The organism is Bacillus sp. TCT6, assembly GCF_056033845.1.
The window spans coordinates 982,482-1,007,730 of record NZ_JBVYHX010000001.1; the positions used below are offsets into that span (position 1 = coordinate 982,482).

Here is a 25,249-nt window from a genome sequence, read left to right on the forward strand (position 1 = left end):
ATGGGAGTAGAAAAAATTAAAGCAGCGTTTGAAAATGGTAAGAAAGCATTTATTCCGTACGTAATGGGCGGAGATGGTGGACTTGAGAAATTAAAAGAAAGAATTCGTTTTCTAGACGAAGCAGGAGCAAGCATCGTTGAAATTGGTATCCCGTTTTCAGATCCAGTTGCAGATGGCCCAACGATTCAAAGAGCAGGGAAGCGAGCGCTAGATAGCGGTATAACAGTAAAAGAAATTTTTCAAGCATTAATAGAGGTAAGGGAAGAAGTGCAAATTCCGTTTGTACTCATGACATATTTAAATCCAGTACTCGCATTTGGAAAAGAACGATTCATCGAAAACTGCATAGAAGCAGGTGTAGACGGCATCATCATTCCAGACTTACCATATGAAGAACAAAATATTATTGCGCCGTTACTTCGAGAGGCAAACATTGCGCTAATTCCACTCGTTACCGTAACGAGCCCAATTGAGCGAATCGAAAAAATTACGAGTGAATCAGAAGGATTCGTCTACGCTGTTACAGTAGCGGGCGTAACGGGAGTACGTCAAAACTTTAAAGAGGAGATTCGTAGTTACTTAGAAAAAGTAAAATCACACGTCAACTTACCAGTAGTCGCAGGATTCGGTATTTCAACAAAAGAACATGTAGAAGAAATGGTTACAATATGTGACGGAGTTGTTGTTGGAAGTAAGATCATTGAGCTTTTAGAAAATGAAAAACGAGAAGAAATATGTGAATTAATATATGCAACAAAACAAAAAGAAGAGGCGTAAGTCTCTTCTTTTTGTTTTGCGTAATAAATGTTAAAATATACAGAAAATACATTTAATTCAGAGGTGAGAAGGCATGCTAAGACGCAAATTACTGTATCTTCTTTTAACTATACCACTATACGCTTGGCTCATTAGCATGGCGAAAATAGAGTTGATGGCTCTATTTTTAGGATATGTATTTATCTTTTCCAACTTAAATCGCATTCAAGAACAGTCTATTTTAGAAATATGTCTATTTTCGATTAGTATAGAATTATTTAGTATCGTTTCGATTGTATTATTAAACGAATTATTTCTACGGATTCATTCATTTACATTAATGAAATTTGGGAATATTGTATTGCAAGCAATATGTACTTACATTGTGTTTGTTGTGTTAGAAAAAATAATTGGGCAGCAGACAGTTTTTCAGAATAATAGAAAATGGGGTGAATGAAAAGGAGCCGTTTGGCCCCTTTTTTGAATCTGTTGTAAAAACAATTGAAAATTATGTCATCTGTTATATAATAGTTAAAAATTGTATTTTAAACGAAATGAGATGATAACATGGCCATATTGTTGGCACTTATCCCAATTATGATGATTTTCATTTGTTTATTTTTATTTAAACAAACGTCATTAAGGTCCTCGTTAATTTCTTATGCAGTGTCTGTCGGAATCGTTTTACTCTCGCCAACGTTTCGATTAGGGATAAGTGAAACTGTGCACGCAACGATTAAAGGATGGTTAATTTGTTTTATTGTCGGGTACGTTTTATTTTTCGGTATTTTTTTATTTCACCTCATGAACAAAATGGGATACATCGATCAAGTAGCACGTTTTTTAGAAGAAATCACACATGATCGCTTATTACAAATGCTGCTTATGTGTTTTGGCATTTGTCCGCTTATTGAATCAGTAAGTGGATTTGGTATTGGATTCATGGTTGCAGCACCTATTTTTCTTTCGCTAGGCTATAAACCATTTCAAGCTGTACTGCTCTCATTCATCGGCTTACTAGCTAGTTCATGGGGCGCAATGGCAACGGGTACGATTATCGGTTCGCAGCTAATAAATATGCCTCTTACAACACTTGGTACAAATACAGCGCTATTAAGTATTCCGATGTTTGCTTACTTCGTTATTCTTTCTTTACACGTTGTTGGCGGCTGGCAAGCGGTTATAGAAAAGTGGAAAGAAGGAGTAGGGTTCTTTCTATTATTTTCTCTCGGAATATATCTTTCTAATGCGTACGTAAGTGTTGAACTAGCCGGGATATTAAGTTCTATCGTTACGATTACATTTGGCTTTCTTATCATTAAATTAAAAGGAAAAAGTGGGCAAAATCTTATAACAGAACATGCCGCTGCAACGGAGAGAGAAGTATCCATTATAAAAATTATTAGCCCTTATATATTTCTAACAGTTTGTATTTTACTTTCTCGCCTCGTTCCAGCATTACATGATTTGTTCAGATCATATGCGGTTCTTGATTTGAAATCATACTCTTATAAACTAGAGTTACTATATTCACCAGGATTTTGGCTCGGTATGACTTGCTTATTTACTATTATTTTCTTCCGCATCCCGTCTAATATTATTAAACAATCATTCTCACAAACGATCAAACAATGGATTCCATTTGCTATTACGACGACAATGTTTATCGCCATTTCAGAACTAATGGGTGCATCAGGCATGCATTCATTACTCGCAAAGACAGCTGGTGATACATTTGGAACCTTTTTCGTTTTCGTTGCGCCGTTTATTGGCGCTATTGGTGGATTTTTAACAGGTAGTAACGCAGGATCAAATGCAATGTTTATAAAACTACAAATGCAAACCGCACAAAACGTAGCACTCCCGTGGCAATATGTCACAACACTTCAAAACACCGCATCATCAGTAGCGACAATCGCTTGTCCATCACGGATTACACTAGGTGCTTACTTATGTAATATCCCTTACCGTGAAAATGAACTATTAAAGAAGACGACGTTAATGATCTTTGGTGCGGTTTTGCTTGTAGTGGTAGAGGTTATTGTTTGGTATATGTTGAGAAATTAAAAATCCTCCTAACATAGGAGGATTTTTTTTATGAATGGATAATGTTTTAAATATGAAAAGCTTCTACTAAGTCAACAACCCGCCACTTAACACCCTTACGGGTCGTTTGAAGTGGGGGCTTGCGTCTGTCGGAGTTCGACAGTGCTTCTACCCTCATAGAGAGCAACTACGCTTATTCCTACCCAGTAGTACGAACGAGCAATGCTCTCCTACCTTAGTATGGTGGAGCATAAGGACGGTTGACTTCGCCCCTACCACAAGAGCTATACTCCTGTGGTAACTACACTGATATGCTTAATTCCCTTACGGTGTAGATTCATCGCACCAATACGGTCATCATTTGATTGGTATTGGCAATTTTTACACTTAAAAGTGTGTAGCTTTTTATTACGATTCGCTTTTTCAATGTTTCCGCACTTAGGGCAAGTTTGGGAAGTATATTTGGGGTCTACCACAATTACCTTTTGTCCATTCAATTCAGCTTTATACTCAAGCATTTGACGGAACTGATAGAAAGCCCAAGATACAGAAACATAGCGGTTTTTCACTCGTACTTTCTCTGTCGCAGAACGAACCCCTGTTAAGTCTTCTAAAACAAACATAGTACCTCTAGGGTATGCCTCAACGAGTGCCTTTGTAATTTGATGGTTTACATCAGTTACATAACGGTTTTCTCTTGAGCCAATTTGTTTTATTTTCTTACGAGAAGATGGTGTTTGTCGTGTTTGTAATTGCTTACGAGTAGCTTTAAATTTACCACGCTTATGTTTAACAATATTTCCGTTGTAGAAGGTTGTTTTGCCCTGACTATCATAAGTGGTTGCAAGGAAGTTGATTCCTAAATCAACACCAACGATGTTGTTTACATCTGCGAAATCTAATGTTTGGTACTCTTTTGTCATCGGGATATGTAAGAACCACTTTTTGTACTTATGCACTAATTTAGCAGTACCAAATTTCCAAGTGCTGTTGAAGTATTTCTTCATAGCCTTACGCTCATAATTTAGTTTTAGGCGACCTTCAAGCGTGTTTACACTAAATTGGTTTTTGGTTAGTGAATAATCTCGATTCCAGACTAAATCATATTCTGCAAGTTTGAAGTCAATCAAAGACCATTCATGTCCATTTGATTTAGCCGACTTGTAACGAGCAATTACAGTTTTCATCACAGATTGAGCCATTTGACTTTTTAACCTAAATTGATTTCGCAAATCAGAATAATATAAGTTATTGAGATTTACTTGATTAAGGTTCTTTGTTTCAAATATGTGTTTTGATAACCAATTACAAGCCTTGCGGTAAGCGTTCGTTGTTATCTTTAGACTTTCAGCTTGATTATCGGAAACATGGATTTGTATTTTTGCAGTAATTGTAGGCATTATTTTCACCGCCTTTCACAAATTAAATTGTAACAGATTTTTAGTGAAAGCAAACAACTTAAGTAGAGAAAGTAGGAGGCAAGGTGGAAGTTTCAGATACTTGATATGGTACAGAATCTTAGGATTTTTAACGTACCATACCGTATCTGCCGGCAATTCCTCCCCCACTTATCGTTGGGCTATCGCCCTTCACACACTTATCGTTGGGCTATCGCCCTTCACACGATTGAAGTAGGGGGTATCCTTGCCGATTTTAGATGAATAGGAGATGAAATGTATGCCCCTAAAAAACTACGGTGTGTTAAAAGGTACAGTTATACAATCAAAGATTGGAAAAGGGAAAACACCTCATTATCAAGTTCATTTACAAGATGAAGTAGGAGTAGATTATCGTATTGCAATTAACGTAAAATCGCAAAGTTATCCGTCAGAAGTTTTATATTTTGCGAGTAACAATATTAAATCAGAAGCGATTCATATTTTACCGACATTACCATTCGGTTTTACAGAAATAAAAAACAATGAACCGAAAGTGGCTTTAGATTATGTAAGAGGAAATCTATTTGATTCAAAACAAATGATTCCTTTGCCTCCCGAAAAAGCAGGAGCAGATAATGATTTAAACGAAAAAATAGAACGTTATATAAAGCGAGCGATAGAAGAAAAAGCGATTATTTACGCGTTTGGTGAAAGATGGGGACCAGAAGAAAACACACCAGATTCCTATTTTCATTTCAAACCAGGAAACGGTATACATGATATTCACATGAATCAAGGGAATGTAGAGAAATGGAAAGGTGATAATGGCATATGGCAAGACGGAGGGATACTCATTCACTTTGAAAAGGAAGAAGAATGGATTGGTATCTTTCTTGCATTCCAATCACAGTCATGGTGTACCGATGAAGAAGGGCATGCTCGTGTGCCTGTTGAGCATTGTGATTATAAGGGGAATAATTAATAAGAAGAGGGCGTTCAAAAAGAACGCCCTCTTCTTATTTTATAAAACGAAAAACTAACGAGTGTAGAAAGACAAGAGAAAAGCAGTGCTACACTAGAAAACGCAATGAGATACATATTATATTTCATAACCTGTCCAATTAGCTGGTTACTGTCGTATTGAAACAGTCCCGCTATGATGTTGAATAAAAATAAAACGATAAACATGACGATAACTCCGTCTATTGATCCTTTAATGTCTGGTTTACTTAAAGCGATATGTGCGGAAATACAAATGGCGATAAATAAAAATAACCAAAAGGAAGGATTCAATAAATTGCCGATTGTAAATAAGCTTTTCAATAATACAAACGTCGACAAGAGCATGTTTTGAATCATTTCTACATTAATAGAAGTAGAAGCGATCGTTTTTTCGAGAGTTGTATTAAATAAAAAATATGATTCTGGTACGAAATAGCGCATTAAAAGGATTAATGCAGTAATACCAGAAATAATAGGCCCGATGCCGATGAAGAAATTCCCAATTCGTTGATACACACTTTTTTGATTGTATTGATGTTGTACGTAACCTAATGCTCCTTGACTTGTATCTGTTGGGAAAAACTGCGTTGCTACAATTTTATGACGGAACAGTACGCACATAATGGCATGTCCAAGTTCGTGGATCGGAACACCAATCCACGCCGTTAAAAGGAATCCTTTTCTTCCGAAAGCCCTCGACCAATACATTCGTGTTAGTGATTCTAAATAACCTAATAGAAATCCAATTACAATGATAACGCCAATTAAGGAAAATAATTGGATTACGCTTGTAAGGAGTATTTGAAAAATTGAGTTTACCAATTCCATTGTCTTTCATCCAATCTGTTAAAAATGTTATTTGTTCTGTTTCATAATAGCATTATTTTTCAAGATTGCTAGCATATATAATTTCTTTTGAAAGAAGGATTTCAGAATCTTTTTCTTGTAGTCATGTTTTATGTACAAAGTCATATATTGAATTTGTAACACCCTATATGGTATATGCTTAAGGAGGGATGAGAGAATGAAATGTCCGTCATGTCATACAGAAAATGCAGCAGAGGCAAAGTTTTGCGGGAATTGTGGACATTCGTTAACGGAAGAAGTAGTGGCAAGTAGTGGTCAAGAAGAAGGGCCGGAACAAGCACGCGCGGCACAAGTAAAGGAAACTCGGCCAAATGAAACGGTAGAGCAAGCGAAGCGGTTTGCGAGCGGCTATTTTCAATTTTTTAAACATGCATTACAAGCACCGACAGCGATTATGAAAAGCGGCACGATTGAAGTAAGAAATGGAATTGTAAGTCTTGTTCTTATTTGTTTTTTAGGAGCATGTATTTTTTATAGAATGATGAGTGCAGCATCAGCAGTTACGAGAACATTTGCACCAGATATATCTACTCCCACATTTTTTGTAGAATCTATAACGGTCTTTTTCTTTTTATTAATTTTAACTTTATTTGTCGGATTTATTATTTTTGTAAGTGGTAAGATGATGAAATCATCTTTTTCGTTTCTTGAAGTATTCGGTATATGGGGAACGCTAGCGACGCCGGCTATTGCTATATTAGTCCTTTCTTTTCTTTTTAGTTTCTTATTAATCTTTTTCTTACCGATATTATTATCGGTAGCTGCAACTTATATAGGGATTAGTATAACTGTAGCCATATTAAAGCTAGACAATGGCGGATTAGATCTCGTGTACACACTTATTATTGCAAATGTTTTAATTGGAATTGCAACATTTATTGTACTTTGGTCTTACATTAGCACGATAATTCAAGCCTTAACACAGGGAATAACTGGCTTCTAATGAAAAGGTGGTTGACTGGATGAATGTATGTACAAAGTGCGGAATTCAGTTTGAAGATGGTGTGCAATTTTGTCAAAACTGCGGGACGAAGAGGGGAAGTCCTGTAGTAAAGAAGAACATGAGCGGTGGTGCAAAGGTTGGCATTACACTGTTAGCACTATTTGTTATAGCGATTATTGGATTATATTTGTACGGATCATCGTATTATACGCAGGTGGCACAAGTAGATCGGATGATTACGATTTTACAAGAGAGGGACGGAGAGAAATTAGCTGAGATCATTACGGCAGATGATCAATCGGTTATGATAACAAAAGAGAGTTTAACGCCTCTATTTTCATATATAAAAGAAAATCCATCGTATGTGAATGAATTAAAAGAATATTTGAGACAAGGTGAAAAACAACGGGACGGAATAGAAAGAGCTGATTTTTCGTTAACGAAAGACGGAAAGTATTTCTTTATATTTGATCGGTATAAATTGAAAGTGAAGACGTACTATACCACTTTGCTTACAAATGAAAAAGGCGTATCGTTAAAAATGAACGGAAAAGAAATTGATAAGACAGATGACAAAAAGTTTGAGAAGCAATATGGGCCGTTTCTTCCGGGCAATCAAGTGTTTCAATCAGAATATAAAAATGATTATGTAAAACTATCGCGTGAGGAAAAGGTTGTACTTATGAAACAAAGCCAAAATAACGTAATGATAGATTTAACGTTGCAAGGTCAATATATTACAGTTCAAACGAACGCGCCTGGTGCAACATTGTACGTAAATCAAAAACCAGTTACAGCACTGGCAGGAGAAGAAATTACATGGGGGCCTATAGCGACTGATGGAAGTACGACGATTTATTTAGAACGAAATGGAGAAAATGGAAGGGAAACGACGAAGGTAGAAACGGTAACGGCACTTCCGTCTTATAATCTTCCATTTCAAAAGAAAAGTACAGAAAAAACAGTTGTTTATAATGTTACTCCGCCATCTACCACTCCGTATGTATATAATGGTTTCATTTTCCCAGATAGTGATATTCGAAAATTAACGAGTACAGATTTAGCATATTTATCGAAAGAACAGTTGAAAATTGCTAGAAATGAAATATATGCAAGGCATGGACATATTTTTCAGACGAAAGATATGCAAACGTATTTTTCAAAACAATCTTGGTATAGAGAAAATCCATATTTTACAGGAAAGCTAACAGATATTGAAACTTATAATGTTGAACTCATCAAATCAAGAGAATAAACATGTGAAAAAGGTACAGTGCATAACTGTACCTTTTTTATGGTTATTTATCTGAACCAGGATCCCTTGAGAAAAAGATGTGAAAGAGAAATGTGACTTTACTTGATCCTCCTGATGTACTAGCTTGTATATGTGATAAAGGACCAGATGTTAGGGCTGCCTCGGAATGGGGGGGTACGACTATTTTGAGCGCATGATCTGATTCTGGTGAAGCAGTAACAGTTATTGTATCGTCAGAGAAGTTCAGAATTTTAACTGAACCGACTGGAAAGATAGACTTGCCAGCATGTGATGCTGAAGCGAATTGGGTAGCTTTCCAAATATCTTGCGCAAACGTATCATCGTTAGATAACCAGGCACGAGCGCTGTATATTGTCGCATTAATGGAAAATTCTTGGTCAAGTGAGAGGGCGGGTTTCGGTTCTTTTGGTTCTTGCGGTTCATCTGGAAGCTGGGCGAGAAGGCCGGCGCACATATATTTCACCTACTTTCAATAGTAACTGTTATAGCATATTAAACATGTTGTTTATAAGACACGACGGCTACCTATTAAAGCATAGGTTTGTGCACCAAATTTGAAGATAAAATCCTCTTTCTTTACAATGGAAGTAGGTGTTATTTCTATAAAATATGGAAAACGTAAAGAGTATGTAAAAAAGAAGGAGTGGTAAAGTGAACTATGTCATTATTGGCGGAGATGCAGCTGGTATGAGTGCAGCTATGCAAATTGTTAGAAACGATGAAAATGCAAATGTTGTAACGTTAGAAAAAGGTGAAATTTATTCATACGCTCAGTGTGGATTACCGTATGTCATTAGTGGTGCTATCGCTTCAACTGAAAAGTTAATCGCGCGCAACGTAAAGACGTTTCGTGAGAAATATGGAATTGATGCGAAAGTGCGTCATGAAGTAACGAAAGTAGATACAGAAAAGAAAATGGTGTACGCAGAGCATACGAAGACGAAAGAAGTTTTTGAATTTCCGTACGATCGTTTATTAATTGCAACTGGAGTGCGTCCTGTTATGCCAGAATGGGAAGGTCGAGATTTGCAAGGTGTTCATCTTTTAAAAACAATTCCAGATGCTGAGCGTATATTAAAAACGCTAGAAACGAATAAAGTTGAAGATGTAACCATTATTGGCGGTGGTGCGATTGGACTGGAGATGGCAGAAACATTCGTCGAACTTGGTAAGAAAGTAAGAATGATTGAGCGAAATGATCATATCGGTACGATTTATGATGCAGATATGGCTGAATATATACATAAAGAAGCAGATAAACACAATATTGAAATTTTAACGAATGAAAATGTGAAAGCATTTAAAGGAAATGAAAGAGTGGAACAAATTGAAACGGATAAAGGTACGTATAAAGCAGATCTTGTTTTAGTATCGGTTGGAGTGAAGCCGAATACTGATTTTCTTGAAGGAACAAATATACGTACAAATTATAAAGGGGCAATCGAAGTAAATGCATATATGCAAACGAATGTGCAAGACGTATATGCAGCCGGTGATTGCGCAACACATTACCACGTTATAAAGGAAATTCATGATCATATCCCGCTCGGAACGACTGCTAATAAACAAGGGCGACTTGCTGGACTGAATATACTTGATAAACGAAGAGCATTTAAAGGTACGTTAGGCACAGGTATTATTAAATTTATGGATTTGACGCTCGCAAGAACAGGCTTAAATGAAAAAGAAGCAAAAGGGCTACATATCCCGTATAAAACGGTCAAAGTAGATTCTACAAATATGGCGGGCTATTATCCAAATGCAAAACCACTTTACTTGAAACTACTATATCGCTCTGATACGAAACAATTGTTGGGCGGGCAAGTAATTGGAGAAGAAGGCGTAGATAAACGTATTGATGTGATCGCGATGGCACTTTTCAATAAAATGAGCATTCATGATTTAGAAGATGTCGATTTAAGTTATGCACCACCATATAACAGCGTTTGGGACCCAATTCAGCAAGCGGCAAGGAGAGCAGAATAGCACTTTTTAAGTGCTATTTTTTTTGCAAAGGTAGGTAAACTTTTTTAGCGAATAATAAAGAGGGAGAAACAGTTACATATAGGGAAGGGGATTATTAAAAATGTTTGTAGCACTTCAAACCGTTCAAGAATCTGAAAAAGAAATATTACGTAATTTGTACGCACTATATCTTCATGATCTCTCTACATTCACTCCTAATATAAAGATTGGGGCAAATGGATTTTTTGAATACGAAGATTTGCACATGTTTTGGGGAAATGACGGAATCACTCCGTATTTTATAAAAGCTGAAAATAGTATTGTAGGATTTTTATTATTGTTGGAACGCCCGTTTTTGAAGAAGGAAAACGACTTTGGCATAAATGACATTTTCATATTGAATCAGTACAAAGGAAAAGGAATTGGTAAACAAGTTATTGAGAATGTACTAAAAGAGAAACGAGGACAGTATTTCGTTATCGAACTTGTGAAAAATGTACCAGCTGTTTCTTTTTGGAAGAAAGTATATAGGGAGCTAAACATCGTATTTGATGAGAAAACACAGTTAATCGATGATGAAGAATGTCTCGTTCAAACGTTTAAAATATAATGAAATCGGTGCCTCTAGTAGATTACTTTGAAATTTAACTTTATTTTGAATATACCGTTCACCCTTGAAAACATAGTACTTATCGCTTATATTTTCATATAGTATTTATTTTTAAAAAAAGCAATGAACGAACCAGGGGGCACAGTATGGCAATTAACATGAAAACAATCGAAGAATGGATTGCTGAATCAAACGCAAGACAAGAAGAAGACTTTGGACACGTTGTGGAAGAGATGAAAGAAGTATGCGTCGGACTTGATAATGCGACATTAATTTATACGAAAAATGTATTTTGTTTCGGTAAAAAAGTAGAAGTGTTTTTCTTCTTCCAAGACCATGTCGTGATCGGACAAGAAAAAGACGAATATATTGAGATTGAAAAATTAAAGTATGATGATATTACAAATAGTAATTTAAAAACAAATGACAAAAATACAACGTTAGAATTAAAGTTTGCTAACGGACAATCTATTAATTTAGATAGTTTAAATGATAACTACGGTACGAAAAATTGGTTATTTGCTAGACAAATTAAGAGTATTTTTAAGTTAATCTAGTAAAAAAGCACGCCGTCCATCGGCGTGCTTTTAACTATGCAAAACCCCTTTTAACCAATTCCGCGCTCGATACGCCCCAACAGGAATTTGAATAAGAGACGTTTCATTCCCAGCATCAATACCGTACAATTGATCACATGAATTTGTATCAAAACTAAGTAATGGATGCCCGCCCATCCCCATCGCGGTCGCTGCAAAAACGAGTTTATGAACGAGTATACCAGCTTCCATTTGGTGAATACGATATCCTCTATAGCCTAATGCACGTGTATAGTAATCTTTCTTTCCGACTACATGTAAGCAAAGTGGTACTTGAAAAAGGTTTACGTTATCCATCGTCATACTAGATTGAAGAGGGTAACGAAGGTCTCCATACCGAATTGGTTGTATCGAATGTGTTTTACTATTATAAGCGTAAGCCCCGTTTTCAATATTTTTCACGTTATAAAAACATCCATATAAGAAGACGCGTGCATTTTCATTTGCATACTTACCGTCAAGGTCGTTGTAATAGGGGAAGGAGAGGCTCGCTTCTTGTAGTAAAGTAGCGAGCTCGGCTGCATCCCATTTCGTTAAAATAAAGTCCGCATCAGGAGAATATCGTTTTTTACAAAGTTGTAGGAAATCATACGATAACCGTTCTACTTTTGGTAGCTGTACAGCGTACGCATTATGTTGATAGTGCTCTTCATGATGTAGTGTTTGGAAGTGTGCTGTCGATTCGATCATAGAAGCTTCATTTATTTTTGTTATCATCGGATATTCACCTACATGTTTTGAGCGAACGAAATGTTCATGTGCTAACGGCGGAATTTGTTGCAACAACTCATGAGAAGTAACTGTTTTATTTTCACGGTAATCATTGTGAAACCAATTAGTTTCTGGCTCTGTACTTAAAGGAATAACGGCATACACACTTTCTTCACCTTCTGACAATCCGAGTAAACGGTTCAGTGCACGGTCTAGAAATTGAAAGTATACGCCGTTCGTATAACCGAACTGTTTTGCACATTCTAGTAATTGTCCAATGAGAACCCCGCTATCTAATCCTTGAAGGCGATATGAAAAATTATTGTATTTAAAGAAATTTTTCCAAAACATAGTAGATATAAATGCAGCACCGAAACAATCATGTATATTACAGCGATTACCGAGTGCGTCTGCTAAATAAGAATCGAAATTTCCTTCGCGAAGTAAAATAAGCCGGTGATGCGCGGCGTCATAATGGTAAATGCCGTCTGGATAATCGTCAATCTTTAAATAGATATACAATTCATTCGGATATAAAGCGCCGCCTGAAGGAATAGATCTTCGTAATACATTTCTCTCGCTATTTAGCTGACATAATTGTGTTACACCAAATGAATACCAAAGGTAGTGACCAATTTCATCTAAAGTAGGTGTAGTAGAAGAGTTCGGTAAAGATAATGGGATTTCTAAGGAGAGCGGGATGGTAGGTACATTTCGATATAATTTATAAGGAAGCGGTGCGTCTTTCCAGTCCACCTCATGATTCGGCATAATTTCATCGATAGAGAAATGGAGATGATGTAAAAAAGTATCTAGCTGCATGAAATCCCTCCTTTACTATGGAAACGGATGTGGATGTGGATTTAATCTTTCATTCGTTAAAGGTTCGTCTGTATATCCAAGTGTCATCGGTACGGTATATACCCGGTCCAGTCCTGTAATCCGAGTAAGATGGTGTCCGAAAGTCATCGGTAACATGCCTGGAATAATAACTTTTACACAGTGTAGTCCGTTCTTTTCTATAAGGGGAACGGTTTGATCTACAACGATTATTTCAAGATTAGATTGATGCAAACGATTTAAAAGTTGGTGGAGATCGGATGTTAAATCCATATCAAATGATTGTGATACATTCATTTCTTGGAACGTTTGCACCGGTGCATCTTCTCGTAAAAGGAAGTGAAGACGTTCTTCCGTTTCTTTCAATCCGTACAGCATACTATGGTCTTCCATTTTATTAACGAAATAAGGATCTTGTAAGCATTTTTCGTAGTATTCTCTTTTGTGCTCGAGCTCATCGTCTGTTATAAGTAACATGCCTGCTATTTCTTGAATGGCACTTTTTAAAGCTCGAATAGGATCTAAATGAGCGCCTCCCGCACAAACAACGTTCATTCCATTTTCACGTGTATTCTTTGCAATTACCCATAAGCTCGGGATACCGTGTTCCATCGTTGCGTTAAAAGCATGTAACTCATACCCAGTAATCGTGTACAGCCGCTGAATCATTAATTGTAATTCCGTATCATTTGCTGAACTAAGATCAAGGCGGGGAAGAGGTAATTCGGCATACCAAGTGAGTAAGAAGGCATCACGCTCTACAATTTCTAAAATGCCGTGAAAAATCGCTTCTTCTAAACTACCGCCAATTGCACATCCATTTGATGTTTCATACACGAAAGCATCTCGATGACCAAGGCTATAATAAGCAATTGATTCAGGAACTAAAAGCGGTCTGTTTTGTGATAAAGAATATCCCCATACCCAGTTTTGCTCATAATCAGGATCAAACGGCTTAAATGGAAAATTATCACGATTGTAGTGTTCATTTGTATGCACACCGAGTGTAAGGGGATTTAGTGCATGTTCCTCTAAATCATGAAAACTACCATGCACATTTGTCTTTTTCCCGCGAGGCGACATACCGCAATATCGTTCTAAACCTTCTAAAATAGCAGTTGCTTCACTCACTGCAAATGAATGAGTTCGGCCTGCAACACCTTCATTTCCAAACATTAATGGCATGTTTATAATGACGTCAGCGAATGGCAATAAAGAATGCTGCATTTTGCCGTTCAACATACCGATCCGATAATCTAAATAGTCTTTCGTTAAAAATGTGTTTAATTCATGAATGGAACGGCAGCGATATGTTTCGGTGCTTACTTTTAAACTCGGTTGTAAAGAAACTTCCGCCGCATCCGCAGTATCATCAGGTAAACTACTACATACAGGACAGAGAGGATCTGGAAGAAAAGAATGCCGCGTACATTGTAATGTTTGTAAGTTTAGTAAAATAAGTTCATTTTCTAAAGAAGAATGGTTATGAGTTAATATTTTTTCTGTTTCTGCGCAAATAAGATGGCACATTTGTAACATGCCATTTTGGGTGGCACGTACATCACGCCTCGTTCCATTTTCGGCTTTAAAGGCATATTTCCGCTGTAGTTCCCACATTTCTTTTTGATCAAAGCCAGCGATAAAACGGCGTCCATCAGAACAATGGGAACATCCGGGCGTAAGAGGATGAATGTAAGGACCGATAATACCTTCGCCAAATGAAGTGAAACCACGAAGCCACGGAATATGATTTGAGCGAAAAATTAGCTCAGCATCATGATGAATAGTAGAAGGAGATCCATCATGTAATACGAGAGCGAGATAAATATTTTCAGGAAGTTCTTCTGTAAGGGTATGCTGACGAATGATGGAATATTGTTTGCATAATTGATCATGTACATAGTCTGCAAGAAGGCCATCCCCTATAAGCAATATATTTTGAGTCATAGACCGTCCTCCTTTGCAATTAATACCCCATACACACCGTCTAAGTTTTCTTTCAAAAATGGTTCGATTGCTAAATCAAACACGAAGGGATAAAAATTATGTTCTTCTAAATGCTGTAAGGCAAGCTGTAAAGATTGCACACTTGGAATTTCTTCTTCCGCTTGTATTTCCACCCTAAAAGAATCCGTGTCATATAAAATAATAGATGATTCAGGCAAGATATTAGCTCTGTAAGGAGTCTCTTCACTTTGAATGTGGAGCAGTGATAGTTGTAGTGCGCTCCGTAACGCTAACGTCATATTAATATTAGATGCACCGTACCATTTATCATTTATACCAACCCAAACGACTGGAAAACTGAGAATCTCTTCACTCATTGCGATTTTAGGTGTTTCATGAATTGTAGCAAGGGCATCGTAATAAAATCTACAATGTTTATCGTGAATATCAGTTAAATCAATCGTTGTAAGTTCTTCTAGCATATGTGACTGCCGTTCATACAATTTATTATTTAAATGTTGTTGTAGTGCCCGGTAAAATCCTTCTGTCATCGTTTCTCCAGCGCCAATACCGATATCGTTATGTTCAGGAATAAGGCGGTGAATGATTTCTGCTACATATGTTTCAATTCCTGTTAAACCAGCTTCTCGGCGTGCTTCATTATGAGTTAATCCACTGCGAGTCATAAGAGGCAGAAGGGGAGCTGGGCCATCTGATAATGGATTGGCTACTTGAATATAGCATTGTGATAACGGTAATTGATATGAATCTTGTTCATCCCATACATGGAATATACCGGCTTCTTTAGAAGTTAATGAGTCGAAAAAGCGGAATACATCAGTTGAAGTATGTTGGTTGGACCGATGCTCAAGTTTTTCAGAAAGATTTTCTATCGTATCAATTGTAAAACTTTCATCAGTTGCAAGAGGGTGTTTTATAAAAGGATGCCACGTTCCTTCAAGTGTTTCATAGTTTAATAAAAAGAATTGTAATTCTTTTTCACGATATAAATCATCCGCGACATGTTTAAACAATTCAAAAACGATTACATTTGCTAACATTGCAGATGTAATTGGTGAGAAGGAATCTGATGAATTTTCATTTTGCAAAGTCGTTTCATGTAGCCGATGCCATGCGGATTCCCAGCATTCATCACGATTTTCCGTTACGACAGGTCCAGCTATACCGAGTGTTGATAAACAAATAGCTGGTATAAAATTCTTTTTCGTTTCTCTACAAATAGTGTGAACTGTTTTTAAACCGTCAATGTCTCCATTTTGAGAAACATATAAAATCCAATCAAAAGGTTCGAATACTTCATGCAAGGGACGGTCAATTGTAGTATCGATTTCTTGAATGAGTACACCGTTATCAACTTCATATGCACGTTCTATTAGCTCATGTATTCTGTCATAGTTTGTTTCATCTCGATCTGTAACGAGGTAATGAAATGTAGGTAAACCAGATTCTAATAAAGAAGAAACTAAAGAAGTAAGCATATCTCCGGAGCCAAGTACAAGGACATTTGCTCCGCGGTACGTTTCAAATTTTAAAGCACCTGAATGAGAATCAGCTTCTAAAAATTCAATTTGTGAAGCATATCTGTCGAGTAATGTACTGTTTAATTCATGAGGTGCATCTTGATTTGCATCGCGAACGAAACCATTTTCATATAAAACCTCTCCAATTTCAAATACACGATTTTGATAGGGGAGAGGGAGACCATCAGTTATTTCTGCTAAAGAATGATTACCGTTAAACATTGGCATTAATTTTTCAATCCAGTCATAAATTCCATCACCGTCCATGCGAAATGAACTGGCGTTATTTCGAAAATAGACACCCCCGTTTGAATCGGGCAGGAAGAAAGTATCCTTATTTACTTTAAGTTTTGCATGAATTGGAAGGTTATTCATTTTAATCCTCCTTACGTTTAGGCATACATTATTATCTTATGTCATGAAATTTGTCCCGTATGAACGCAAAAAAAGGCTGTAGAATGATGTATTCTACAGCCTTTATATATTAGATTATTAATCTATCAACCTTCTAATAATAATGATTTTGGATCTTCAAGCATATCTTTAACAGCAACAAGGAAGCTAACTGCTTCTTTACCATCAACAATACGGTGATCGTAAGATAAAGCAATGTACATCATTGGGCGGTTTTCCATACGCTCGTTATCAATTGCAACTGGGCGTACTTGGATTTTATGCATTCCTAAAATACCAACTTGAGGGCTATTTAGGATTGGTGTTGACATTAGAGAACCGAATACACCACCGTTTGTAATTGTAAATGTACCACCTTGTAGTTCTTTTAATGAAAGTTTGTTATCGCGTGCTTTCATACCTAAATTACGAATTTCACTTTCGATTTCAGCGAAGTTTAATTGGTTAGCATCGCGTACAACTGGAACAACTAATCCATCTGGAGCTGCTACTGCAATACCGATATCATAGAATTTTTTGATGATAAGCTCGTCACCTTGAATTTCAGCATTTAATAATGGGAATTGTTTTAATGCTGCAACAACTGCTTTTGTGAAGAATGACATGAAGCCAAGACGTACATCATGTTTTTTCTCGAAAGCGTCTTTACGCTCTTTACGTAATTCCATGATCGCACTCATATCAACTTCGTTAAATGTTGTTAACATTGCAGATGTTTGTTGAACTTCTACAAGGCGTTTTGCAATTGTTTGACGGCGGCGGGACATTTTCACGCGCTCAACTGGTTTTTCGAATTCTGTTTTTGCAACTGGAGCAGGAGCTGGACTTTTTGGAGCAGCTGGTGCTTCTTTTGGTGCGGCAGCATGAGCTTGTACATCATGTGGTCTCACGCGTCCAAGTGGATCTGTACTACGTACGTCGTTTAAGTCGATTCCTAATTCACGAGCCATTTTTCTAGCAGCTGGTGATGCGATAGGACGGTTCGTATTTGGTAAGCCTTGTAGACTCGTAGTTTGTTCAGCATTTGGAGCCGCAGCTTTCGGTGCTTCAGCTGTTTCTTGTTTTGCTTGCTCAGCAGGTGGTGCAGGTGTACTTACTGCAACTGGTGCTCCATTAGCATCTAAAATTGCGATAGTTGCGCCAACTTCAACTGTATCCCCAGGTTCGCCTAGTAACTTCGATACAATACCTGAATCTTCTGCAATGATTTCTACATTGACTTTATCAGTTTCAAGCTCAACAACGCTGCCGCCTTTCTCAACTTTGTCGCCTACGTTGATAAGCCATTGTGAAATAGTTCCTTCGGTAATAGATTCTGCAAGCTCAGGTACTTTAATTTCGATCATTTTAAATGTCCTCCCCTTATTTGCCTAACGGTGTGTTTTTTCTTCTTTTGTCTTCGGTAATCTCCATTTGTTAGCCTGGCCTTGGGCAGAATATCTGCCCAGGGAACAAGCTAGAAACCTTCATTATTACTTTTTAGTTGCTGAAAACTTCAATTTCTTGTTTATCTTGACGGAAGTTATACTTCACATCTAAAGCGTGTGCAACAATTAGTTCTTGCTCAGCTTTGTGAGCGAATGGATCGCCGCCAGATGGACTAGAGCGATCAGGACGTCCAATGTAACCTGTTTTCACTTTATCTCCAGCAAGTTCGAACAGAATTGGAGCCATGTAATGCCATGCGCCCATATTACGAGGTTCTTCTTGAACCCAAATGATTTCTTCTAAGTTTTTAAATCGTTTAATAATAGATTGAACTTTCTCAGCAGGGAATGGGTACAATTGCTCGATACGAACGACATGAACTTCGTCTAAGTTGTACTCATGTTTACCAGACTCGATTTCTGCTGCTAAGTCAATCGCCATTTTACCTGTGCTTAAAACAAGACGTTTTACTTTATTTGGTTTTGTGCCAAGGTTTTCTTGTTCTAAAGCAGGTTGGAAACGTCCTTCGCTTAACTGACTAGCAGTTGAAAGCGTAAGTGGGTGACGTAATAAACTCTTCGGCGTCATCAGTACTAATGGTCGAACAGCTTCTGTTCCTAAGATAGATGCTTGACGACGCAGGATATGGAAGTACTGTGCCGCGCTCGTTAAGTTTGCAACTGTCCAGTTATTTTCAGCAGCTAACTGTAAGAAACGCTCTGGACGTGCACTAGAGTGCTCTGGTCCTTGACCTTCATAACCGTGTGGTAATAGAAGAACTAAACCAGATTTTTGACCCCATTTTGCTCTTCCAGCTGAAACATATTGATCAAATAATGCTTGCGCAGTATTTGAAAAGTCACCATATTGCGCTTCCCACATAACAAGAGTTTCTGGAGCGAATACGTTATAACCATATTCGTAACCAACAACAGCAGCCTCTGATAACGGACTGTTATGAACAGAGAATGATGCATTAATGTTTGGTAAGCGATGTAATGGTGAATATGTTTCATTTGTATCAGTATCGTGTAATACGATATGACGGTGCGCAAATGTACCACGCTGTGAATCTTGACCAGTTAAACGAATTGGCGTACCTTCTTGTAAAATAGAAGCGAATGCTAATGACTCAGCAAGTGCCCATTCAATTTTACCGTTCTCTTCTAAAGCATCTTTACGGCGCTCAAGAATTTTCTTCACTTTCGGATATACGTTAAAGCCTTCTGGCCAAGATAGTAGACCTTCATTAATTGCACGAAGTGAGTCAATCTCAACACCAGTATCAATTGGTTGAATGCCTTTTGCAACAACATTTGGCACTTTAACGTGAATTGTTGCATCGCTCGTATCAGCTGGCGGTACTTGTGCATAATCTGATTTTAATTGTTCTTGCGTAAACTGAGTAATTGTTTCAACCTCATCTGCATTTAGAACACCAGCAGCTTGTAATTGATCTGCATAAATTGCTCTTACAGTTGGGTGATTTTTAATTTTTTTGTACACTTGTGGTTGCGTAACCGCTGGGTCATCCATTTCGTTATGACCATATCGACGGTAACCGATTAAATCGATTAAGAAGTCTTTTTTGAACAACATGCGATATTGAATCGCAAGGTTAGCAGCTGCAAGACAAGCTTCTGGATCATCAGCGTTCACGTGAACAATCGGAATATCGAAACCTTTTGCAAGGTCACTTGAATATTTCGTAGAACGAGAATCATAGCTATCAGTTGTAAAACCAACTGCATTGTTTGCGATAACATGAATCGTTCCGCCTGTTTGATACGCGTTCAATCTGCTTAAGTTGAGCGTTTCAGATACAATACCTTGACCAGGGAATGCAGCATCACCATGAACTAAAATTACGAATGATTTTGAAATATCTTGATCTGGAAGACCAGATTTTTTACGATTCTCTTGAGCAGCACGTGCGAAACCTTCTACTACAGGATTCACGAACTCAAGATGACTCGGGTTATTTGCTAATGTCACGCGAGTGCTAACTTCTTCGTTACTAACGACTTGTTCTCTACCTAGGTGGTATTTTACGTCGCCAGTCCAGCCAGAATTGGCTACTGCGCCTTCTATTTTTGCATGTTTGAACTCAGCAAACATGTGACTATATGGTTTTTCTAATACGTGAGCAAGTACGCTTAGACGACCGCGGTGAGCCATACCAATCATGACATCCTCTACGCCGTTCTTAGCACCTTCTAGAACAATTTCATCTAAAACAGGCACAAGCATATCAACGCCCTCGATAGAGAAACGTTTTTGCCCAACGAATGTTTTATGCAAGAATTGCTCGAAACCTTCAACAGCTGTTAAACGTTTTAAAAGAGCAGTTCGTTTTTTATTTGATAGTGGTTGACGCAATGAATTTGATTCCACCATTTGATGCAACCACGTGCGTTCTTCACTATCTTGTATATGAGAAAATTCATAAGCTAAAGATTTTGTATAAACGTCTTTTAATCTATGAATTACATCAAGTGCAGTGTGAATACCTTCTGGTGCATCTTGCCATACTGTTTTCGCTGGAATCGCTTTCAAGTCAGCATCGCTCAGTTCGTTCATTGCTTTCTCAAGAAGAGATTGTCCATTTGCAGCATCTTCCATCGGGTTGATGTGAGCCAACGTGTGCCCGAAAGAACGAATCTGCTCAACAAGTTGAACGACTTTAAGAATTTTTTCAATGTTACCTGTGTTTTGAGGAGAAAAATGTGTTGCTGTGTTGTCCCCTGTTACGACATCATCTTGAAACGAAGGAGCTCCAAAAATTTCAAAAAGCTCTTGTAATTCCGGATCAACAGAACCTGCTCCAGTTACGTAAAGATCATACTGTTCAATCACATAACCAAGGTTCGGACCGTGGAACTTGGCCCAAGGGTTTGTCGTTGTATTCTTCCTCGTCATTTGTTTAAACCTCCCAATGCATATAATCCTTTTCCATACAAAAGGTGCATTTTGCTCTTTTCAATAATTGATGAACCAATAATCAATGTAAATGTTTTCTTTACTCTTATGTTATTACAATAATTTACATAATACCAAACACTATTACTTATCTGTTTTTTAAAAAAACATTCACAATAACTTATCACCCAAGTTAATCTTTCACTTTATAAAGTAATTTTACAGAAAAATGGGGTGGATATATTTGGTATACCTACATTGAAAACTAGAATTGTTACATGTAAATATAAGTATAATCATTGGAATGTTTTGATAAAAGTTGATTCGAATTATGTATATTGAAATAATAAGCGCTTTCATAGATATTATACAACAATATAACGGAATATAGTATAAAAAATAAAAAATTATGAATTTACCATAAACTTTATTTCGATAGTGTTAAATATCGAAAGGAAAATGAAGGATTTCTACAAAAAAAGTGGTTAAACATAAAAAATGCTTTATAACCCGTTAGTTTCTATAAATATGCCAAAAAACACCGTAAAACAAATAACACATTGCATCTAATAAAGCAGAGAATGAAATATTTTAAAAGGATAAAACAAATATGAAGATATTAAATTTTTAAAAAAGTGAGGAGGAAATATAGTAACGATTACATACAGTGTTCCATGTTTTATTACAAAATAGACGTGCTGAAATCGAACAAGTTTCTTCTATTATAAATAGAACGAAAACTGATTGAAATAAATGTAAAGGAACCTTGACGTAAAGTTTACTTTACATATATACTCGATATATGGAAGGAGGGAGAAATTTCCTTGGAAAATAAAATGGTCGAATACCGAAAGAAATTTGGACTATCTCAAGAAAAACTGGCCGAGAAACTCGGGGTTTCCAGACAAACCATTATCTCAATTGAAAAAGGGAAATACGATCCATCACTTCCGCTAGCATTTGAAATAGCAAAAACATTTCAGACAACGATAGAACATGTATTTATTTATGAAGGAAAAGAAGGGGAGGAGTAAGAATGAACTATTCACAAAAGTACTTTGTAATCATGGGAATTATCTTTCTATTTATGAGTGGATTTATGATATTAACAGGTATAATGACGCATTCTGCACCGCCGGCTATAACGTATCCATTGCTTGGGATGATGATTATGAGTTTCTGCCTAAGCTACTTACACCCACAATTTAAAGAAAAAGATGAGCGAATGAAACTCATTCGTTATAAAGGAATGTTTGTAACCTTTTTTGCATTAACAGTATATTATCTTCTTTTCTCTATTGGCTTAAACTTAAAAATACTTACACTATCTGCTACTGAATTATTGAATATACTTATGGCACTTACGATGAGTACCGTCTTTATCTCATTTGTTGTTTTGGCAAAAAGATATTAAGATGGAAGAGAGAAAGGAAGATTAACATATGCAAATGATGTATGCTTTTGGCATTGGGCTTGTATTATTTTTAGCCGTATTCTTATTTATTCGTAAAGATGTTCAAGGTGGGACATTAACGAAGCGAGGATTTTATAAATTAATCGGCTGTTTAGTTGTTATGCTTATAGCGATTATTGTAATGATCGTATTAATTAATCAGTCACTATAGAATGTAAAAACGGAACTTTACTTCGGTAAGGTTTTTCTTTATTGTTAAACCTAAAAATTACCTCTAAATCAATTTACTGTAAATAAATTGTGTTATATAATCCAATGAACTGATAGATAAGGAGTGTAGTATATGAATAAAAAAACTATCTTCTATTTATTAACTTGTATACTACTTGTAGCTAGTACTACTTATATAATATGTAACAAAAGAGAACAAGTGCCACCTATATTAGTATGGGACGAACAAGAATACTATGTTACGAATGAACCTGCCAAAGTAGAAGAAGTTGGGCAAAAACTTGGCGAAGTAACAAAGAAAATTAAAACAAGTAAAAACCCTACTAAAAATAGAGAATCTAATACATTACAAGAGAAAACAGAAGTGTTTACAATGATTGAGGAAGAAAAAAGTGAATATCCGCCTTTAATCATAAAGGAAGCTTATAGTGATGAATATAGGGTAGTGAGGCCGATGTTGAAGCAAGTATTATGATGAAAAGGGGATTCATATGCAGAAAGAAACTGCGTATCTATGGTTGTTAAGAAAAACTTTTTCCTTTGCTTTATTTTGCCTCCTATCGGTGCATTTTACATTGTAATGAATAGAGGGGCACTACAAAAGAGAGACTTCATTTTATATTTATTATTTGCTGCTATTAATATATCACTTTGGTTATCGCTTATGATCTTTGATCGGACTATATGGATGGTAGTAGGGAACAGAAAATGTGGTTCATTTGTGCTACGGATACAGATTGATAGAAGAGAGGCCTTGTAGGAATGCTGCAAGGCTCTTTATATTTTTGGGAATTAATAGAAAATTAATCATATAAATGCTATACTAAAAAATGTTTGTAATGTCAGTTTCATAATATTGTATGATACTGACTTACTAGAAAAGATAATGAGGAGAATGAGCGTGCAAAAGATAAAGAGATTATTGCTATTAATGATGGTAGTAGGATTAACAGCGGTTGTTTTAGCAGGGTGTGCAAATCCGAAAGATACTACAGAAGAATTTTTAACAGCGATACAAAAAGGTGATGTAGAAAAGGCTCGTACATTTGTTGAGAGTGACAAGGAATTTAATAAACTAAATGAAAAAACAGATGATGCTGAGGCAAAAGCAATGCTAAGTGCAATTACAAAGAACTTTAAATTTGAAAAGCTAGAAGAAGTATCGAAAAAGGATGACAAAGCAGAAGTGAAAGTGAAAATTACATCTGCTGATCTATCCGTTGCTGTAACAAAAGCAGTGGGAGAAGTTATGCCAATGGCCTTCGCTAGCGCATTTAGCGAAGACAAAGAACAATCTGAAAAAGCGATTGAAAAAACAATGACCTCAACTATCATCAAAAACTTAACGGATAAAGATGCAGCAATGGCAACTCGCGAAGTTACATTGAACTTAAAGAAAGACAAAGATGGCGACTATAAAATCGTTGCTGACGATAACTTGAAAGAAGTATTGTTTGCCAATGCAAAGTCTTTGGAGAAGATGTTTGGTGGGAAGTAATTGAATTAGATAAAAAAGAGACACCATATCACGTAGAAGGTTGATATGGTGTCTCTTTTTTATGAACCTGGAGAGGTTTGAACTCACGAAAATAATTATATAAATTAGATATTATGTTTTTTGAATTCAAGACATAAAGCTAGTTGTAACAGAGGAGGTACTGTATTCTATGTTTTCTTATGCGGATCCTGTAACGTAGAAAGGTAAAATTTCTGGACCAGATTTTAATTAGTGTTCCTTCAGCTTTAATGAGGAGGTGTACGAAGATGTTGTGACTATGCCTGCTGGATACTATTAATTGTGAAGTTAAATAAGAAAACAATTTATTAGAGGAAGATTAGTTAGTTTAAGTATCAGATTTAGGTGTTTAACAGGGGTACTAATTAATTTCAGTTCTTCCATGAAAAATTATAGAAAAAGTATGGATAAACAAATTCTTGTTTTAAGTGAATTTTGTAAATGTGGGGGCTGCTTTAAATAAAGATGGTCAAACACTATGTAAATAATTGAGAGTATTAAAATATGCAGAATTGCATATTAAATATTTAAAATCTTATGCTAACCTTATAATGCGAAATATAACATTTGTTGGTAATGATTCATTTTTGAAAGATAAAAAATGAATCATTACAGTGGTATACAATTCACTGTCCTATAGCATAAACGATAATAACGAAAGCTATTTGAAGTCCTTTGAAGGAAATAAGTTATTAAAAAAGATTCCATATAGAAAATTTGTTGAAATTTCAGATGTAACAAATGTCATTTTATTTTTAATGTCTGATAAAAGCGATGCCATTAGAGGGCAAAATATTGTGGTTGACTATGGATATACAATTGTATAAATAAATCATCTTGGGATTTAA

23 protein-coding genes and 1 pseudogene are annotated in these 25,249 nt (G+C 36.4%); 16 read left to right on the top strand and 8 right to left on the bottom strand.

Annotated elements, in window-relative coordinates; translation table 11 throughout:
* The 3 genes from trpA (at position 1) to AC0ONG_RS04950 (ending at position 2,823) form a co-directional block, all read left to right on the top strand.
* Positions 1–777: a tryptophan synthase subunit alpha gene (trpA, locus tag AC0ONG_RS04940; protein ID WP_000537821.1), complete on the top strand. Its 777-nt coding sequence runs from the start codon at positions 1–3 to the stop codon at positions 775–777.
* A 73-nt stretch (positions 778–850) separates the two neighbouring features.
* Positions 851–1,213, top strand: a complete 363-nt coding sequence (locus tag AC0ONG_RS04945; RefSeq protein ID WP_000946134.1) for a DUF4029 domain-containing protein — start codon at positions 851–853, stop codon at positions 1,211–1,213.
* A gap of 110 nt (positions 1,214–1,323) precedes the next feature.
* Entirely contained in the window at positions 1,324–2,823 is a 1,500-nt protein-coding gene (locus AC0ONG_RS04950; RefSeq protein ID WP_000996271.1) for an L-lactate permease, read from the top strand.
* A 263-nt stretch (positions 2,824–3,086) separates the two neighbouring features.
* Here the strand turns inward: AC0ONG_RS04950 and AC0ONG_RS04955 are convergent, their stop codons facing one another.
* The gene (locus AC0ONG_RS04955; protein WP_001142359.1) at positions 3,087–4,202 is read right to left on the bottom strand and encodes an RNA-guided endonuclease InsQ/TnpB family protein; all 1,116 of its coding nucleotides are present in this window, start codon (positions 4,200–4,202) and stop codon (positions 3,087–3,089) included.
* Positions 4,203–4,479: 277 nt separating this feature from the next.
* Between AC0ONG_RS04955 and AC0ONG_RS04960 the strand changes: the two genes are divergently transcribed.
* Positions 4,480–5,163, top strand: coding sequence for a DUF2278 family protein (locus tag AC0ONG_RS04960; protein WP_001128581.1), 684 nt, complete (start codon positions 4,480–4,482; stop codon positions 5,161–5,163).
* A 14-nt stretch (positions 5,164–5,177) separates the two neighbouring features.
* Here AC0ONG_RS04960 and AC0ONG_RS04965 read toward each other — a convergent pair whose 3' ends face one another.
* The gene (locus AC0ONG_RS04965; RefSeq protein ID WP_000424512.1) at positions 5,178–6,011 is read right to left on the bottom strand and encodes a hypothetical protein; all 834 of its coding nucleotides are present in this window, start codon (positions 6,009–6,011) and stop codon (positions 5,178–5,180) included.
* A gap of 196 nt (positions 6,012–6,207) precedes the next feature.
* On the opposite strand from AC0ONG_RS04965, the gene AC0ONG_RS04970 reads away from it, so the two are divergent.
* Together AC0ONG_RS04970 and AC0ONG_RS04975 are read left to right on the top strand one after the other, a co-directional pair.
* Complete coding sequence (locus tag AC0ONG_RS04970) at positions 6,208–6,993, top strand: zinc ribbon domain-containing protein (protein ID WP_000650096.1); 786 nt, start codon at positions 6,208–6,210, stop codon at positions 6,991–6,993.
* A gap of 19 nt (positions 6,994–7,012) precedes the next feature.
* Positions 7,013–8,248 (top strand): TcaA 3rd/4th domain-containing protein, encoded by a 1,236-nt coding sequence (locus tag AC0ONG_RS04975; RefSeq protein WP_001099914.1) that lies wholly within the window; start codon positions 7,013–7,015, stop codon positions 8,246–8,248.
* Between the two features lie 43 nt (positions 8,249–8,291).
* Here the strand turns inward: AC0ONG_RS04975 and AC0ONG_RS04980 are convergent, their stop codons facing one another.
* Positions 8,292–8,723: a hypothetical protein gene (locus tag AC0ONG_RS04980; RefSeq protein ID WP_000332402.1), complete on the bottom strand. Its 432-nt coding sequence runs from the start codon at positions 8,721–8,723 to the stop codon at positions 8,292–8,294.
* 197 nt (positions 8,724–8,920) lie between these two features.
* Between AC0ONG_RS04980 and AC0ONG_RS04985 the strand changes: the two genes are divergently transcribed.
* From AC0ONG_RS04985 to AC0ONG_RS04995, 3 genes are all read left to right on the top strand, one after another.
* Positions 8,921–10,255, top strand: a complete 1,335-nt coding sequence (locus tag AC0ONG_RS04985; protein ID WP_001110241.1) for a CoA-disulfide reductase — start codon at positions 8,921–8,923, stop codon at positions 10,253–10,255.
* A 100-nt stretch (positions 10,256–10,355) separates the two neighbouring features.
* Complete coding sequence (locus AC0ONG_RS04990) at positions 10,356–10,844, top strand: GNAT family N-acetyltransferase (protein WP_000495856.1); 489 nt, start codon at positions 10,356–10,358, stop codon at positions 10,842–10,844.
* A gap of 146 nt (positions 10,845–10,990) precedes the next feature.
* Positions 10,991–11,401 (top strand): DUF3908 family protein, encoded by a 411-nt coding sequence (locus AC0ONG_RS04995; protein ID WP_000996793.1) that lies wholly within the window; start codon positions 10,991–10,993, stop codon positions 11,399–11,401.
* A gap of 30 nt (positions 11,402–11,431) precedes the next feature.
* Here the strand turns inward: AC0ONG_RS04995 and AC0ONG_RS05000 are convergent, their stop codons facing one another.
* From AC0ONG_RS05000 to odhA, 5 genes are all read right to left on the bottom strand, one after another.
* The gene (locus tag AC0ONG_RS05000; RefSeq protein WP_001175535.1) at positions 11,432–12,973 is read right to left on the bottom strand and encodes a SagB family peptide dehydrogenase; all 1,542 of its coding nucleotides are present in this window, start codon (positions 12,971–12,973) and stop codon (positions 11,432–11,434) included.
* Positions 12,974–12,988: 15 nt separating this feature from the next.
* On the bottom strand, positions 12,989–14,938 hold the full coding sequence (locus AC0ONG_RS05005; RefSeq protein WP_136996600.1) for a TOMM precursor leader peptide-binding protein: 1,950 nt from the start codon (positions 14,936–14,938) through the stop codon (positions 12,989–12,991).
* The gene (locus AC0ONG_RS05010) at positions 14,935–16,854 is read right to left on the bottom strand and encodes a putative thiazole-containing bacteriocin maturation protein (RefSeq protein WP_001061548.1); all 1,920 of its coding nucleotides are present in this window, start codon (positions 16,852–16,854) and stop codon (positions 14,935–14,937) included. Before AC0ONG_RS05010 ends, AC0ONG_RS05005 begins: the two co-directional genes overlap by 4 nt.
* Before the next feature lie 125 nt (positions 16,855–16,979).
* A complete protein-coding gene (gene odhB, locus AC0ONG_RS05015) occupies positions 16,980–18,239 on the bottom strand; it encodes a 2-oxoglutarate dehydrogenase complex dihydrolipoyllysine-residue succinyltransferase (RefSeq protein WP_000569919.1) in 1,260 nt (419 codons plus the stop codon).
* Between the two features lie 133 nt (positions 18,240–18,372).
* Positions 18,373–21,240: a 2-oxoglutarate dehydrogenase E1 component gene (gene odhA, locus AC0ONG_RS05020; RefSeq protein WP_000197143.1), complete on the bottom strand. Its 2,868-nt coding sequence runs from the start codon at positions 21,238–21,240 to the stop codon at positions 18,373–18,375.
* Positions 21,241–22,064: 824 nt separating this feature from the next.
* Between odhA and AC0ONG_RS05025 the strand changes: the two genes are divergently transcribed.
* The 7 genes and pseudogenes from AC0ONG_RS05025 to AC0ONG_RS05055 all read left to right on the top strand — a co-directional run bounded on the left by AC0ONG_RS05025 (position 22,065) and on the right by AC0ONG_RS05055 (position 25,228).
* Positions 22,065–22,274 carry a helix-turn-helix transcriptional regulator gene (locus AC0ONG_RS05025; RefSeq protein ID WP_000428510.1) on the top strand — a complete coding sequence of 70 codons (210 nt, stop codon included), beginning with the start codon at positions 22,065–22,067 and terminating at the stop codon, positions 22,272–22,274.
* Between the two features lie 2 nt (positions 22,275–22,276).
* Entirely contained in the window at positions 22,277–22,654 is a 378-nt protein-coding gene (locus tag AC0ONG_RS05030) for a hypothetical protein (protein WP_001109904.1), read from the top strand.
* Positions 22,655–22,682: 28 nt separating this feature from the next.
* Positions 22,683–22,865 (top strand): DUF3976 domain-containing protein, encoded by a 183-nt coding sequence (locus AC0ONG_RS05035; RefSeq protein WP_001178294.1) that lies wholly within the window; start codon positions 22,683–22,685, stop codon positions 22,863–22,865.
* 132 nt (positions 22,866–22,997) lie between these two features.
* A complete protein-coding gene (locus AC0ONG_RS05040) occupies positions 22,998–23,360 on the top strand; it encodes a hypothetical protein (RefSeq protein WP_001036577.1) in 363 nt (120 codons plus the stop codon).
* Positions 23,361–23,376: 16 nt separating this feature from the next.
* Positions 23,377–23,645: pseudogene (locus tag AC0ONG_RS05045) on the top strand (hypothetical protein).
* Positions 23,646–23,786: 141 nt separating this feature from the next.
* Positions 23,787–24,383, top strand: a complete 597-nt coding sequence (locus AC0ONG_RS05050) for a DUF4878 domain-containing protein (RefSeq protein WP_001169502.1) — start codon at positions 23,787–23,789, stop codon at positions 24,381–24,383.
* A 632-nt stretch (positions 24,384–25,015) separates the two neighbouring features.
* A complete protein-coding gene (locus AC0ONG_RS05055; RefSeq protein WP_003258596.1) occupies positions 25,016–25,228 on the top strand; it encodes an SDR family oxidoreductase in 213 nt (70 codons plus the stop codon).
* Positions 25,229–25,249: the final 21 nt, after the last annotated feature.

Excerpts from the sequence above, each read along its gene's own strand:
- AC0ONG_RS04960 (WP_001128581.1), top strand. The coding sequence starts at position 4,480 with ATGCCCCTAAAAAACTACGGTGTGTTAAAAGGTACAGTTATACAATCA.
- trpA (WP_000537821.1), top strand. The coding sequence starts at position 1 with ATGGGAGTAGAAAAAATTAAAGCAGCGTTTGAAAATGGTAAGAAAGCA.
- AC0ONG_RS04975 (WP_001099914.1), top strand. The coding sequence starts at position 7,013 with ATGAATGTATGTACAAAGTGCGGAATTCAGTTTGAAGATGGTGTGCAA.
- AC0ONG_RS05010 (WP_001061548.1), bottom strand. The coding sequence starts at position 16,854 with ATGAATAACCTTCCAATTCATGCAAAACTTAAAGTAAATAAGGATACT.
- AC0ONG_RS04995 (WP_000996793.1), top strand. The coding sequence starts at position 10,991 with ATGGCAATTAACATGAAAACAATCGAAGAATGGATTGCTGAATCAAAC.
- AC0ONG_RS04990 (WP_000495856.1), top strand. The coding sequence starts at position 10,356 with ATGTTTGTAGCACTTCAAACCGTTCAAGAATCTGAAAAAGAAATATTA.
- AC0ONG_RS04950 (WP_000996271.1), top strand. The coding sequence starts at position 1,324 with ATGGCCATATTGTTGGCACTTATCCCAATTATGATGATTTTCATTTGT.
- AC0ONG_RS05000 (WP_001175535.1), bottom strand. The coding sequence starts at position 12,973 with ATGCAGCTAGATACTTTTTTACATCATCTCCATTTCTCTATCGATGAA.
- AC0ONG_RS05035 (WP_001178294.1), top strand. The coding sequence starts at position 22,683 with ATGCAAATGATGTATGCTTTTGGCATTGGGCTTGTATTATTTTTAGCC.
- odhB (WP_000569919.1), bottom strand. The coding sequence starts at position 18,239 with ATGATCGAAATTAAAGTACCTGAGCTTGCAGAATCTATTACCGAAGGA.
- AC0ONG_RS04955 (WP_001142359.1), bottom strand. The coding sequence starts at position 4,202 with ATGCCTACAATTACTGCAAAAATACAAATCCATGTTTCCGATAATCAA.
- odhA (WP_000197143.1), bottom strand. The coding sequence starts at position 21,240 with ATGACGAGGAAGAATACAACGACAAACCCTTGGGCCAAGTTCCACGGT.
- AC0ONG_RS04970 (WP_000650096.1), top strand. The coding sequence starts at position 6,208 with ATGAAATGTCCGTCATGTCATACAGAAAATGCAGCAGAGGCAAAGTTT.
- AC0ONG_RS05040 (WP_001036577.1), top strand. The coding sequence starts at position 22,998 with ATGAATAAAAAAACTATCTTCTATTTATTAACTTGTATACTACTTGTA.
- AC0ONG_RS04980 (WP_000332402.1), bottom strand. The coding sequence starts at position 8,723 with ATGTGCGCCGGCCTTCTCGCCCAGCTTCCAGATGAACCGCAAGAACCA.
- AC0ONG_RS04965 (WP_000424512.1), bottom strand. The coding sequence starts at position 6,011 with ATGGAATTGGTAAACTCAATTTTTCAAATACTCCTTACAAGCGTAATC.
- AC0ONG_RS04945 (WP_000946134.1), top strand. The coding sequence starts at position 851 with ATGCTAAGACGCAAATTACTGTATCTTCTTTTAACTATACCACTATAC.
- AC0ONG_RS05005 (WP_136996600.1), bottom strand. The coding sequence starts at position 14,938 with ATGACTCAAAATATATTGCTTATAGGGGATGGCCTTCTTGCAGACTAT.
- AC0ONG_RS05030 (WP_001109904.1), top strand. The coding sequence starts at position 22,277 with ATGAACTATTCACAAAAGTACTTTGTAATCATGGGAATTATCTTTCTA.